This window comes from Planococcus sp. APC 3906, from assembly GCF_030407685.1.
Classification (GTDB): domain Bacteria; phylum Bacillota; class Bacilli; order Bacillales_A; family Planococcaceae; genus Planococcus; species Planococcus koreensis.
This window is the reverse complement of the sequence record NZ_JASDCW010000011.1, coordinates 83,224-97,663: the sequence shown is the minus strand read 5'-3', so window position 1 is coordinate 97,663 and position 14,440 is coordinate 83,224. Positions and strand designations below refer to the sequence as shown.

Here is a 14,440-nt window from a genome sequence, read left to right as displayed (position 1 = left end):
GATTTGCATTTAATATTACTATATAATTTCGGTTCTCACTCAATTTTCAGGAAGAAAAGTCAGGGCTTGGCGGTTCGTGCAAGGATTTTTGCTTCCAATTTCAATAAATGCACAGTAAATCCACAATTTCCTGTGCGAAAATGCCGTGTTTTGATATGATAAATAGATATAGAGGAGGCATTTGCTATGTCATTCGAATGGAAACAACAAGAAACGCTCGATTTGCTAAAAGAGCTTGCAGAAATTCCGAGTCCATCTGGGTACACAATGGACATCATAAAGACCATCAAAAATCACTTGGAAAAGTGGAATGTAGCGTATACTGAAACCCATAAAGGGGCTATAATAGCAACTATCGCTGGAACGGACCAAAAAGCGCATCGTTTGTTGACCGCACATGTCGATACGCTTGGCGCAATGGTGAAAGAAATCAAACCTTCCGGCCGATTGAAGCTATCTTTAGTAGGCGGATTTAAATTCAACGCGATTGAAGGGGAAAATTGCCTTATACATAAAGCGGACGGAGATACTGTGCAAGGCACGATTCTGATGCACCAGACAACTGTCCATGTATACAAAGATGCCGGCACCGCAAGCCGTGACGAAAACAATATGGAAGTGCGGCTGGATGAAAAAGTGTTTTCAGCCGAAGAAGTGAAGGCGCTTGGAATTGAAGTAGGGGATTTTATATCGTTCCATCCCCGTTATACTGAAACCGGCAGCGGCTTTATCAAATCCCGCCACCTTGATGACAAAGCCAGTACGGCATTATTGCTGCAATTGGTGAAGCAATTGAGCAGCGGCAATGTAGCGCTGCCGCACACCACCCATTTCTACATTTCCAATAATGAAGAAATCGGCTATGGCGGCAATTCGAATATCCCGCAAGAAACAGTGGAATATATCGCTGTTGATATGGGCGCAATCGGCGACGGCCAGCAATCGGATGAGTACACCGTATCGATTTGCGCAAAAGACTCCAGCGGCCCTTATCATTATGGGCTGACTCGACATTTGATCGCCTTGGCGAACACCAATGATATCGATTATAAAGTAGACATCTATCCATATTACGGTTCTGACGCATCCGCAGCGATCCGCGCAGGATACGACGTCAAACATGCGCTTTTCGGACCGGGAATCGAAGCTTCCCATTCGTACGAACGGACACATGTCGATTCACTTAAAGCTGCGGCAGCATTGCTTCATGCATATGTATTGTCTCCGCTAGTAACAGAGTAGGAGGATTTTCATGAACACAAAATTATTGATCGAAAATATTCCTTATAAACTTTTGCAAGGGCAGCTGCCTGAAACGATTGACCACATCACGATGGATTCCAGGGATGCAAGAAATGGCTCTCTTTTTATCTGCATCAAAGGCTACACAGTCGATGGCCACGATTTCGCAGCACAGGCAGCAGCACAAGGAGCCGCATTGATCGTGGCGGAACGGCCGATTGAAGCAACTGGTGCGGCGGTAGTGATTGTCGAGGATTCGGACCGTGTGCTAGGATTGCTCGCTGCCAAATTCTATGGCTACCCTTCAAAAGCACTCAAAATGATTGGCGTCACAGGCACCAATGGCAAGACGAGTGTCGCTGGCATGCTGCATTCGATGTTGATGGAGCTGGACGAAACATCGGCGCTGTCAGGGACAATCGGCTTTAATCTGAATGGTGAACTGCATCAATCAGCGAACACGACTAGCGATGCATTGACCACTCAGAAAATGATTGCCCGTGCAAAAAATGAAGGCTGTTCCCATATGACGATGGAAGTATCGTCCCATGGGCTGGTACTCGGCCGATTAGCGGGCGTCGAATTCGACACAGCTATATTCACGAACTTGACACATGACCATTTGGACTTCCACGGCACGATGGAAGAATACGGCCATGCAAAAGGCTTGCTGTTTTCCCAGCTCGGCCAGAACCTGCAAGAGAAAAAGCGGGCGGTGCTCAACGCCGATGATCCTTGGTCGAAACGCTATGCCGAAATGACATCCCATCCTGTCTATACGTATGGCGTAAAAGAGCCTGCGCAATTTCAAGCAGTGGAAATTGCGATGGACAATGAAGGAACGAAGTTCAAACTATTGTGCCCGGAAGGTGAATTCGCGGTTTCCATGAAGTTGCTGGGCCATTTCAATGTGTCCAATGCATTGGCCGCAATCACAGCCTTGTATGCGGAAGGCTACGAGCTGCATTCTGTGCTGGAGGCTTTATCGCGCATTGCGCCGGTTGAAGGGCGTATGCAAAAAGTCGAACTGGAAGCGCCAGTATCGATTTTCATCGATTACGCCCATACACCAGATGCAATTGAAAAAGCCATCGATGCAGTAACTGATTTTAAAACGAACCGCATCATCTTCCTGGTCGGCACAGGCGGCAACCGCGACAAGACAAAACGGCCAATCATGGCAGCAAAAGCATCTGTCGCAGATTACGTCGTCTTAACGACTGATGATCCAAGGCATGAAGAATACGACAGCATATTGACGGATTTGAAAGCGGGGATGACGCATTCCCGATTCGCCTGCATCGGAGACCGTGCTGAAGCAGTCAAACACGCCGTAGACCAAGCGGAGCCGGGCGACATCATCATTCTTGCCGGCAAAGGGCACGAGGATTACCAAATTATCGGAGCCACAAAATATCCGCATAGCGACAAGGATATAGCAGTCGAACAAGCAATGAAAAAATTCCTGTAAAAAGAAGCCGCACATGGCTTCTTTTTAAGCTTGTTAAGAAAGGTAAATCCTTTTTCTGGTGGAGCCGATATTCCGCAAAACAGCTGCGCTTGCCGCGGGCGAGCGCCAAGCCTCCTCAGTCGCTTCGCTCCTTGTGGGGTCTCGGCTATCTCGTCGCTACGCTGCCCCGCAGGCGTCTCCGCTGTTTTGCTTCATATCTGGAGAACATGAAAGAAACTACAGAAAGTGTATTTTTCGTGTTCTTCAGTAAAAGAAATAACTTGTTATAAAGAAATATCTTTGAATAAAGCGGAAGGCGGCGACTCCAGCGGGCAAAGCCTGAGCTGAAGGCCCCGCAGTAGCGACAGCGACGAGGAGACTGAAGCCAGGCCCGCGGAACGCGTCCGCCTGAAGCGAAATGCATAACAAACATCTAAGTTTTTCGACAGCCTGTAAAAGAAGCCGCACACGGCTTCTTTTTTCTTGGCGGCTATTGAAATTTCTTGTCTTTTGCGGCACCCTTCTCTAATATGGGAAGAGTAGAATTAAAGGAGCGTATAAACATGTCAGACCAATTAAAAAAAGAAATTCAAAATAGAAGAACTTTCGCAATCATCTCCCACCCGGATGCCGGGAAAACAACCTTAACTGAAAAACTATTGCTTTTCGGCGGCGCTATCCGGGATGCTGGAACCGTCAAAGGCAAAAAGAGCGGCAAGTTCGCTACATCCGACTGGATGGAAATCGAGAAGCAGCGGGGGATTTCTGTAACATCCTCGGTCATGCAATTCGATTACGCCGGCCATCGCGTCAATATTTTGGATACACCCGGACACCAAGATTTCAGTGAAGACACTTACCGTACATTGATGGCGGTGGATAGTGCTGTAATGATTATCGACGTGGCCAAAGGGATTGAAGCCCAGACGGTGAAATTGTTCAAAGTCTGTAAAATGCGCGGCATTCCCATCTTTACGTTTATCAACAAAATGGACCGCCAAGGCAAAGAGCCGCTAGAATTGATGGAAGAACTTGAGGAAGTGCTGGGCATCCAGTCGTATGCGATGAATTGGCCGATCGGCATGGGGAAAGAATTCCTTGGGATTTACGACCGGTACAACAAGCGCATCGAACCTTTCCGTTCGCAAGGTGACCGTTTCATGCCGTTGGACGAAAATGGCAGGCTTGCCGGTGAACACGAAATGACGAAAACATCATATTATACCCAAGCTCTTGAAGATATCGACCTTCTTGAAGAAGCGGGCAATGACTTCTCAATCGAACAAGTGAAAAAAGGCGAGTTGACGCCCGTATTTTTCGGCAGTGCATTGGCGAATTTCGGCGTGGAGACATTCTTGGAAACGTACCTCCAGTTTGCGCCGCCGCCACAGCCGCGACTTACGCAGGACACGGAATTGATCGATCCATTGGAAAATCCGTTTTCAGGATTCATTTTCAAAATCCAGGCGAATATGAACCCGGCACACCGCGACCGCATCGCGTTCGTTCGCATCGTTTCGGGGAAATTTGAAAAAGGCATGAACGTCACATTGGCACGGACAGGAAAATCGTTCAAGCTGACTCAAACGACGCAATTTCTTGCAGATGACCGCGAAATGGTCAGTGAGGCAGTGGCAGGGGATATTATCGGCCTCCACGATGTCGGAAACTATCAAATCGGGGACACGATAACAAGCGGGAAGAAATTCCAGTTTGAAGCGTTGCCGCAGTTTACGCCGGAGCTTTTTGTCAAAGTGACAGCGAAAAACGTCATGAAGCAGAAGCATTTCCATAAAGGGATTTTGCAGCTTGTGCAAGAAGGCGCCATCCAGTACTATAAAACGCTTCACTTGGAGGAAGTCATCTTAGGTGCGGTCGGACAGCTTCAATTTGAAGTGTTCGAACACCGGATGAAAAACGAGTACAACGTAGACGTGCGGATGGAACCGGTCGGCAACAAAATTGCACGGTGGATCGAAAACGAGGAAGATGTCAAAGAATCGATGTCGAGCAGCCGTTCGATGCTGGTGAAAGACCGTTATGACAATCTCGTGTTCTTATTCGAAAATGAGTTTGCGACACGCTGGTTCCAAGACAAAAATCCAGAAATCAAATTATACAGCCTTCTTTAAAAAAACCTGCTTAGGCAGGTTTTTTTTTCGCCAATATGCGCAGTAGTGACAAATATGTGGCGGAGGCTATTTAAGTTTGCGGTTCCATTTGTTTTTTTTTATGATTAAAGCACGAGTTAAAGAGAGGGTATGAGTTTATGAAAATAAGCGATTTTTCGATAAAGAGACCGGTTTTCACCATTGTTATTATGTTTTTAATCATCATTTTAGGGGCCGTTTCATTTTTTAAAATACCCGTCACATTAATTCCTGAATTGAATCCGCCGATTGGTGTGGTCGTGACCAATTATCCAGGCGCCAGTCCGACAGAAGTCAGTGAAAAAGTCACACGGCCGCTTGAAGCAAGTTTATCGACTTTGCCAGGAATAGAATCATTGCAATCTTCTTCAGAAGAAGGTTCCAACTTCATATTGCTGGAATTTGACTGGTCGACGAATATAGATGATGTCCAAACGGATATCATGCAGCGTATTGACCAGACCCCGATTCCGGACGACTCCAATAAACCGCAATTTTTTAAATTCGATCCATCTCAATTTCCAGTTATTCAATTGGCAGTCCGTGCAACTGAAGGCGGTGAAGATGTCCGTGTGCTAGCTGAAGAGCTGGAGACGGAATTGCTACAGACGGAAGGTGTAGCCAGTGTTAACATCTCCGGTTCATTGACTGAACAGATTCTCATTTCCTTGGACCAGGAGCTTTTGGAAGAAAAGGGCTTGCAGCAATCTGACATTGTCCAAGTTATTCAAGCCAATAATATTTCCTTGCCAGGCGAGCCGATTCAGACAGATGACGGCCGCCAGTTAACGACTCGTGTCCTCAGTTCATTGGCCAGCGAAGACGAAATCCGTGATTTGGTTGTCACTGTTAACCCAATGGACGGCGGCAATGTCACGGTCGGCGACGTGGCGGAAGTGACGCTTGGCGAGCAAGAGCTTAGCAGCGAAACAAGAGCAAATGAAGAACCCGCCGTGCTCTTGTCAGCGTTGCAGGAATCCGGTGCGAACACCGCAGATGTGTCGGAAGCATTTCAAGCTAAGCTGGATGAATTGCTAGAAGAAGAACGTTTTGCAGGAGTCGAAACGGATGTCCTTTTTGACCAAGGGGATTATGTGAAACTGGCCGTTGGCAATATTGGCCAAACGCTTATATACGGTGGTATTTTCGCGATGCTCGTGCTGTTTTTCTTCCTGCGCGGCATCAAGAGCCCGATCATCATCGGAGTAGCGATTCCATATTCCGTCATTGTTACATTTGTCTTAATGTATTTTTCGGACTTCGCATTGAACATCATGACGCTAGGCGCATTGGCACTCGGTATCGGGATGCTAGTAGACAACGCCATTGTAGTTATTGAAAACATTGAGCGCCATTTATCCATGGGCAAAAATCCGAAGCAAGCGGCATCGGAAGGCACGAAAGAAGTGGCAGGCGCAATCACTGCCTCTACTTTAACCACTGTCGCAGTTTTCGTTCCGGTCGTCTTCATTACAGGCTTGATCGGGGAAATTTTCTTTGAATTTGCTGTTACGATTTCCTTCAGCTTATTTGCCAGCCTGGCCGTTGCTTTAACAGTCATTCCGATGCTGGCATCAAGGATGCTTGACAAGCCGAAAGGCAACATCGAAGCAAGGCAGCGCCGCTCGAAAGGCCTGAAGAATTTCGAGCGTTCAATCAAATGGGCATTGGCCCATCGCTTGATCGTGCTGCTGACTACATTGATATTCCTAGGGGTGGCAACTTTCGGCGTGTTCCGGGTTGGAACGGAATTCTTGCCGGCAACCGATGAAGGGTTCGTCACAGTTTCTGTAGCACTTGAAAATGGTTCCTCAACCGCAGCGACAAATGAAGTCGTGAATATGATTGAAGAAGAATTGAAAAAAGAAGACGATGTCGATGTCTACGTCAGCCTTATCGGCAGCACCCAGCAGGGACAGGCGCAAGGAACGGCACAAACCAATATCGCTGAACTTTACATTAAATTGATCCCGCTTGATGAAAGAAACCGATCGGTATTCGATTTCGTCGACGACGTCCAACCACGCATACTGGAAAAAATAGGGGAACAGGCAGAAGTCAGCTTTAATTTGCAGACGGCAGCTGGTTCTTCGCCGAATACGCTGTCCTTCACTGTGACAGATACTGACAAGGCAAGGCTGGATGAAGCTATCGAAAAAATCAGCAGTGAGCTTCGGGAAGTTCCGGAAGTGACCGAGCTGACCAATGACCGCGAAGAGACGGTCGAGGAGATTCAGCTGATTGTTAAAAAAGAAGCTGCTACTGAAAATGGATTAGCTCCGGCGCAAATTGCCCAGACAGTCAATAACTTGACCAGGGGGGTTTTAACAACCCAGGTATTGACAGAAGAAGACGAGGTTTTGAGTGTCTTCACAGAAATGGATCCGCAGTTCCGCGACAGTGTCGAAAAGTTGCGTATGCTGAAGCTGCGTGCACCTTCTGGCCAATTCCTTGAACTTCAAGAACTGGCAGATATCGAAATTTCGCAAGGGCCTGTAGACATCAAACGGGTTGACCAAGCGGATAGCGTATCGTTTACGCTGCAGCATAGATCCGATGTCACACTGGGGGATATGTCTGATAAAGTGGACGAAGCGCTCGAAGGGCTCAATCTTGATGACAATACATCCATTTCGTTCGGAGGGGACCGTGAACTATTCGATAATGCCATCAACGACATGCTGCTTGCAGTAGTGCTTGCAATAGTGCTTGTGTACATCGTCATGGCAGCACAGTTCGAATCATTCAAATACCCGCTTGTTATCATGTTCACTGTGCCGCTTATGGTCATAGGCGTAGCGATTGCCTGGTTTGTCACAAGCACGCCGATCAGCATCACGGCCGTCATCGGGCTGCTCGTCCTTGTTGGGATTGTCGTCAATAACGGCATTGTCCTTGTCGATTACATCAACCAACGAAAACAAGCGGGCATGGCGTCATACGAAGCCATCCTAACATCGGTGCGTGATCGCCTGCGGCCGATTCTGATGACCGCATTGACGACCATTCTCGGCCTTCTGCCACTGGCACTGGGAATCGGTGAAGGAACTGAAATCAACCAGCCGATGGGAATCACCGTTATTGGCGGGTTAATCAGCTCCACGTTCCTAACTTTATACATCGTACCGATTGTCTATAGCCTTTTTGATCGGGAAACGAGAAAGATGAATAAAAGATGAGCCCTCGGGCTCTTTTTTTATTGTCTTTTATGTTGGAATATTATGTATAATCAAATAGAGGAGGTGTCAATCATGTCTGAAATTGTTTTTACAGGATTTCCAGGTTTTATCGCAAGCCAGCTTATCCGAAGATCAGTGAACGGGAAACATGGAATCTCAGCGATAGTATTGCCATCGGAGATTGGAAAAGCTCAACAGGAAGGGAGAAAAATCCAGCAGGAAACCGGCTGCCGGCCGATCCGCTTGATCCCAGGAGATATAACCGCAGCGGGGCTGGGCCTGGCTGCTGAAGATGCCGAATACCTAAAAGGGCAAGAAGTGGTTTTTTGGCATTTGGCAGCAATTTATGATTTGGCGGTGCCGCGTCAGGCGGCGTGGAAAGTGAACGTGGAAGGCACCAAGAACGTCAATAACTTCGTGCTGTCCCTGCCAAAGCTGAGGCGCTACATCTATTTCAGTACCGCTTATGTAGCTGGCTCAAGGCAAGGAATGCTATATGAACATGAACTGATCCGTCCCGAAAAGTTCAAGAACTTTTATGAGGAGACCAAGTTTGAAGCAGAAGTGCTGACGGAAGAACTGAAAAAGCAGGTGCCGGTCACTATTATCCGCCCTGGCATTGTGAGAGGACATTCGGTTACCGGCGAAACGGTTAAGTTTGATGGGCCTTATTTCTTCTTGAACATGATTGACAAGGTCCGTAAACTTCCAGCAATCCCGTATCTCGGCCGGTCATCGGCTTATATCAACGTTGTGCCGATCGATTACATATTGGACGCCAGCATTTACTTGAGTTCACTGCCCGAAGCGGCAGGGAAAACGGTGCATTTGACTGACCCGAATCCGCATCCGGTCGAAGAAGTTTACCGTAAAATGGTGAATGAGATGACCGGTAAAATGCCGAAAGCCCGTGTGCCGCATCGCTTAGCTGAATGGTCGTTATCGGCTTCGCCGGTCCGCAAGTTTTTGGGCGTGGAAAAAGAAACCTTGGATTACCTGACTTGGCAGGCATCATTTGACACAGCTGAGGCGCAGGCCCTTCTGAAAGGCAGCGGGATTCAATGCGCCGATTTCCTGGAGACTATGCCGCAGATGGTCCGGTTTTATGAATCGCACAAAACGGACAAAAAATACCAAATTGTCATACGCTAATGTTTTACAACAATAAAAATAATGCTATAATAACATTTCAACTCAATACACTTTGACTTTCAGTCAAGGGGGAGTAGCTGTAGGGAAACCTATTTCATAATCGTCAATACATGGTTAGTAACCATCGGTTATGATAGCGATTTTAATTGCTTAGCGAGACCTTTGCCTTTATTTAGGCAGGGGTCTTTTTTGCTGGCAAAAAACAGGAGGAGAAAGAATGGAAGCAGAATTATTACAGTATGCATGGGTCCTATTAGTGTTAGTAGGGCTTGAAGGATTGCTTGCAGCGGATAACGCTGTAGTAATGGCCGTAATGGTCAAGCATTTGCCGAAAGACCAACAGAAGAAAGCATTGTTCTACGGTTTACTAGGGGCATTCGTGTTCCGTTTCGCGGCATTATTCATGATCACGCTGCTAGTGAACATTTGGCAGATTCAAGCGTTGGGGGCAGCATATTTGCTGTTTATCTCGATTAAGAGTATTTATGACCAGCGAAAAGGGGATAGCGACGAAAGCCTCGACGAAGAAAAAGCACCGAAAAAAGGTTCTGGTTTCTGGATGACAGTATTGAAAGTCGAATTGGCCGACATCGCGTTTGCTATTGACTCAATGCTTGCAGCTGTTGCGCTTGCCGTGACCTTGCCGCATCTTCCTGTTTTCGGCATCGACGACATCGGCGGCATCAATGCAGGGCAATTCACGGTCATGCTAGCCGGCGGTTTGATGGGTGTAATCATTATGCGTTTCGCAGCCCACAAATTCGTTCAATTGCTTGAAAAATATCCACAGCTGGAAACAGCCGCATTTGTTATTGTCGGATGGGTAGGGGTAAAACTTCTTGTTATGACCTTGTCTCACGATAAAGTCGGCGTTTTGCCGCATGACTTCCCGCACTCGACTCCTTGGACGTTGACGTTCTGGACAGTATTGATGGGAATCGTGGTAGTCGGCGGTCTTGTATCCGTTCGCAAAAACAAAAAAGAAAATGCTTAATAGAGTTAAGAGATAGGCGCGATTGCAGCGCTCCTGAGGCCATCAGCACGTTCGGATAATCCGGACAGCTGATGGTCTTTTTTTCTTTTGAAATAATTATTTAATGCTACCGACATAAAAATGTAATAATAGCCGAATACCTATGATATAAGCGGTTATCCCCTTTTCTTTTACAATATCTGCCGTTACAATCAATGATAGTAACGTTAGGTCAGAGAAGAGGTGAACAGCGTGCTGATAACTGCAATCAGCGGTATATTCGGCCGCAATGTAAAATGCACAGCGGAAGAATTGGCATTACTTGCACAACAGGGAGATTCGGATGCACTGGATGAGTTGCTCGAATCGTATGGACCTTTTATGAAAAAGACGGCTTCACAAGTGTGCAAACGGTTTGTCAGCAGCAGCGACGATGAATACAGCATCGCGTTGTCCGCTTTCCACGAAGCGGTGCTGGGATATGAAGAAGGCAAGAATGCTTCATTTCTGACATTTGCCCATATGATTATACGCCGCCGCATTATTGATTTCATCCGCAAAGAAAGCAGCCGCCAGGAGTACAGCCATGACTTTACAGCCGCCTTTGATGAAAAAGATTCAAACGGCTGGATTGAAGGGCGCCAGGCGGAGAAATTTTACAAGGAAGAGCAGCAGGCTGAAAAGCGGAAAGAAGAGATTCTGGCATATCAGCAGCTTATAGCGCCATTTGGGCTGGACTTTCAGCAATTGGTGAAAGTGTCTCCCGCCCATGAAGATGCGCGGCAATCCTGTATGCAAATTGCTCAGCTGGTTGCCGAAACCGATGATTTTTTTGATTACCTGACCGACAAGAAAAAATTGCCGATCAAAGATATTGAAAAGCTTGTCCGGGTTTCGCGCAAAACGCTTGAACGAAATAGAAAATACATCATCGCCATGGCAATATTGATCGATAGTGAATTGCATTATTTAAAAGACTATTTAAAGGAGCGGTTGCTTTGAGGGAAATCCAAAAAGGTTTATACATAGAACAAAAGAAAAACCGCTCCGTTTTCCTCATGAGTGATGGCCGATTTATGCATGGCCATCCGGCAGCACCGCTTGTAATTGGACAAGAAGGGTTCTTTTATCCACTGGCAGCAAAATCAAAATGGAAGTGGCGGCCAGTATTTGCTCCTGCCATCGCAGCAGTTGCTACACTGGGTTTATTTGTAAGTGCAGTGCTTCCTTCTGAAGATGCATTTGCTTACGTCCAACTGGAAATGGATTCCAGCATTGAATTCGGAGTGGATGAAGCGATTCACGTCATATCCATTAGGGAACTTGATGAGGGCGGAGAGAAGCTTATCAGCAGATTGGGAGATTGGAAAGGCGAAGCGCTGGACAAACTGATTGAACGCTCTATCGCCATCTCCGTGAAAGATGATACTCATAAAGTGACGATAACCACTGCAGCTGAAGAAAATGCCGAAACGCTTGAAACTCAACTCGAGCAAATGGTGTTGGCGGCGTCCACTGCAGCTGTCAAAAGGGATATTGATGTCCATGTGAAAAAAGCGACTATTGCCCAATGGGAAAAGTCGGTTGAAGAAGATGTTCCGGTCGGGAAGAAAGTTGAAAACTACACCTCACTTTCTAATGAAGAAAACGTAGAAACCGACGGAGATGCCATAATGGATGTAGACAAGGATATTAAAGCGTTGAAAACTGAAAAACATGAGTCTCGCGTCAAAAACAAAGCGATGGAACAAGAAATGAAAGTGAAATTTGAACCGGCAGCAAATCCCGGCAAAGGGCAAGGGCAGATCACTAAGGAAAAAGCTGAACAAAAGCCACTGGAGAAAGTTGTTGAACCGCCTGCAGCGGCTAAAGCAGAAAAAACTTTCCCGCCGGCCCAATCCGAAAAAGTGAAGCCGAAAGAAAATGCGGTAAAATCCAAGGCAGCCGAAAAAATCCCTGTAAAGAAACCTGCATCAAACGAGGGGGCCGATCCAGCTGCAAAAGGGCAGCCGGGAAAAGCGCCGTCAGTTTTGAAGCAGGATCAACCAGCGGCAGAAAAACCAAAAACCGTTGAGAAAGCAAAGCCAAAACAGAAAGCGAAGCCAAAGCAAAAAGCGGAGCCAAAGCAGAAAGCGAAGCCAAAGCAGAAGGCAAAAGCGGCTAATGCCAAACCGAAAAAACCGATCCAAGCGGAAGCGAGGCATTCACAGAATCAGCAGCGAAAACAGCCTGTTAAAGACGCTAAAGGCGCTAAAACTGGCAAAAAGCAAGAGCAGAAGTGATTCTTCTGCTCTTTTTGAATGGAAGAAATATGATTTGCCCTTTCTTTTTGCCATTTCTTTTCATAGAATAGGGAGAGGATAATGTGGCCGAAAGGAAATGAACTCCATGAATAAAACGTTTCAAAAAATTAAAAGTCTAACTCCGGCCCAAGTGATCGTGTCTTATTACTTTGTAGCAATTGCAATTTCCTTTTTGCTGTTGAAACTGCCGAATGTCCACCTAGAGGGAGTACAGCTGTCATATATGGATACGATGTTTACAGCCATCAGCGCTGTCAGCGTCACTGGATTGACGGTGGTGAATATTTCCGAAACCTACTCGGTTTTTGGAATCGTGGTTCTCATGTTCATCTTGCAGCTGGGCGGAATCGGAATCATGTCTATCGGCACGTTCTTCTGGCTGCTGGTCGGCAAGCGCATCGGATTGCGCGAACGCCAATTGATTATGGTTGATCATAACCAATTCAGTATGTCAGGTGTGGTGAAGCTGATCCGGGAAATCATTAAAATTCTATTGATGATTGAATTGATCGGCGCTATTATTTTGACTTCGTATTTTACACAGTTTTATGACACTTTCAACGAAGCGCTGCTCCACGGGGTTTTCGCTTCGGTATCAGCGACGACAAACGGCGGATTCGATATCACTGGCAACTCGCTTACCCCTTACTTCAATGATTATTTCGTGCAGATCATCACCATGATTTTGATCATTCTAGGGGCAATCGGCTTTCCGGTATTAATCGAATTGAAAGAATTCCTGTCCAATAAAAACAAGAATTTCCGTTTTTCGCTGTTTACGAAAATTACAACAAGCACATTCGGCATTTTGCTGCTTGTCGGAAGCATCGGCAATCTGGCATTGGAATATTTCAATGCTTTTGCCGGCATGTCTTGGCACGAAAAGTTATTTGCATCCATCTTCCATTCAGTATCATCCCGCTCAGGCGGCTTGACGACAATGGATATTACTGCTTTTAGCGATGCGACGAACGTCTTTTTGAGCGCATTGATGTTTATTGGGGCTTCCCCAAGCTCTGTCGGCGGAGGCATCCGGACAACTACCTTGGCTATCGCTGTCTTGTTTTTGATCAATTTTGCGAGAGGCAAGAACAGCATCCAGATATTCAGAAGGGAAATTGAATTGATTGATGTTTTTCGGGCATTTGCGGTCATCATTTTGGCCGGATTCATGGTTCTTGTGGCCACAATGGCGTTGTTAATTTCAGAGCCTCATGCGACGGCAGTTGAAATCCTATTTGAAATCACATCCGCGTTCGGAACTTGCGGAATGTCGCTTGGCATAACGAGTGACTTGTCCGATTTCGGTAAAGTCATTGTTATGCTGTTGATGTTCATCGGGCGTGTCGGCCTGATTTCGTTCCTCTTCACCATCGGGGGCAAGACCGACCCGACGAAGTACCATTACCCGAAAGAACGTGTAATCATCGGCTAATAAAGGCAAAGGCTAAACAACCGTGCCTTTTTCCAAAAAAAAGAATATAATTGTTTTAAGAGGATCTTTAAATCGGAAATGAGTGGATAAATTATGAGCGAAGATGTGAAACAGTCTTTGAAGCTTTTTATCGTCTTGTCGCGGGCGCATAAGGCGATAACAGAACAGACCAACCAATTTTTTCAGGCACATGGTGTCAATCCGACTGAATTTGCGGTATTGGAGCTTCTATACCACAAAGGCCAGCAGCCGCTTCAAAAAATTGGCGGGAAGATTTTATTGGCAAGTGGCTCGATCACGTACGTTATTGATAAACTTGAAAAGCGCGGCTTTATCACGCGGGTGAATTGCCCCACAGACCGCCGCGTCACGTACGCTGCGATTTCACCGGAAGGCAAAGAATTCATGAGCGAGATTTTTCCTGAACATGAAAAGAATTTGCATGAATTGACCAATGCATTGACGAGCGAAGAAAAAGATCAGGCAATCGAGCTGATGAAGAAACTCGGCTTGTCGATCAAAGATCTTTCCTATTAATGGATTCAGGAACAACCAA

10 protein-coding genes are annotated in these 14,440 nt (G+C 46.5%); all 10 read left to right on the top strand.

Features of this window, described 5'->3' with window-relative positions:
* The first annotated feature begins 186 nt into the window (after nucleotides 1–186).
* The 10 genes from QMA09_RS08580 to QMA09_RS08535 all read left to right on the top strand — a co-directional run bounded on the left by QMA09_RS08580 (nucleotide 187) and on the right by QMA09_RS08535 (nucleotide 14,421).
* Nucleotides 187–1,242 carry a M42 family metallopeptidase gene (locus tag QMA09_RS08580; protein WP_290212790.1) on the top strand — a complete coding sequence of 352 codons (1,056 nt, stop codon included), beginning with the start codon at nucleotides 187–189 and terminating at the stop codon, nucleotides 1,240–1,242.
* Nucleotides 1,243–1,252: 10 nt separating this feature from the next.
* Nucleotides 1,253–2,713: a UDP-N-acetylmuramoyl-L-alanyl-D-glutamate--2,6-diaminopimelate ligase gene (locus QMA09_RS08575; RefSeq protein WP_290212789.1), complete on the top strand. Its 1,461-nt coding sequence runs from the start codon at nucleotides 1,253–1,255 to the stop codon at nucleotides 2,711–2,713.
* A 542-nt stretch (nucleotides 2,714–3,255) separates the two neighbouring features.
* Nucleotides 3,256–4,824: a peptide chain release factor 3 gene (locus QMA09_RS08570; protein WP_290212788.1), complete on the top strand. Its 1,569-nt coding sequence runs from the start codon at nucleotides 3,256–3,258 to the stop codon at nucleotides 4,822–4,824.
* A 137-nt stretch (nucleotides 4,825–4,961) separates the two neighbouring features.
* Complete coding sequence (locus tag QMA09_RS08565; protein WP_290212787.1) at nucleotides 4,962–8,021, top strand: efflux RND transporter permease subunit; 3,060 nt, start codon at nucleotides 4,962–4,964, stop codon at nucleotides 8,019–8,021.
* Nucleotides 8,022–8,093: 72 nt separating this feature from the next.
* Nucleotides 8,094–9,173 (top strand): SDR family oxidoreductase, encoded by a 1,080-nt coding sequence (locus QMA09_RS08560; RefSeq protein WP_290212786.1) that lies wholly within the window; start codon nucleotides 8,094–8,096, stop codon nucleotides 9,171–9,173.
* Between the two features lie 217 nt (nucleotides 9,174–9,390).
* Nucleotides 9,391–10,167 carry a TerC family protein gene (locus QMA09_RS08555; protein WP_135505649.1) on the top strand — a complete coding sequence of 259 codons (777 nt, stop codon included), beginning with the start codon at nucleotides 9,391–9,393 and terminating at the stop codon, nucleotides 10,165–10,167.
* 231 nt (nucleotides 10,168–10,398) lie between these two features.
* Nucleotides 10,399–11,148 carry an RNA polymerase sigma-I factor gene (sigI, locus tag QMA09_RS08550; protein WP_290212785.1) on the top strand — a complete coding sequence of 250 codons (750 nt, stop codon included), beginning with the start codon at nucleotides 10,399–10,401 and terminating at the stop codon, nucleotides 11,146–11,148.
* Nucleotides 11,145–12,428, top strand: coding sequence for an anti-sigma-I factor RsgI family protein (locus tag QMA09_RS08545; RefSeq protein WP_290212784.1), 1,284 nt, complete (start codon nucleotides 11,145–11,147; stop codon nucleotides 12,426–12,428). The genes sigI and QMA09_RS08545 overlap by 4 nt, the downstream gene beginning before the upstream one ends.
* A 106-nt stretch (nucleotides 12,429–12,534) precedes the next feature.
* On the top strand, nucleotides 12,535–13,884 hold the full coding sequence (locus tag QMA09_RS08540) for a TrkH family potassium uptake protein (protein ID WP_290212783.1): 1,350 nt from the start codon (nucleotides 12,535–12,537) through the stop codon (nucleotides 13,882–13,884).
* Between the two features lie 93 nt (nucleotides 13,885–13,977).
* Nucleotides 13,978–14,421 (top strand): MarR family winged helix-turn-helix transcriptional regulator, encoded by a 444-nt coding sequence (locus tag QMA09_RS08535; RefSeq protein ID WP_175580334.1) that lies wholly within the window; start codon nucleotides 13,978–13,980, stop codon nucleotides 14,419–14,421.
* Nucleotides 14,422–14,440: the final 19 nt, after the last annotated feature.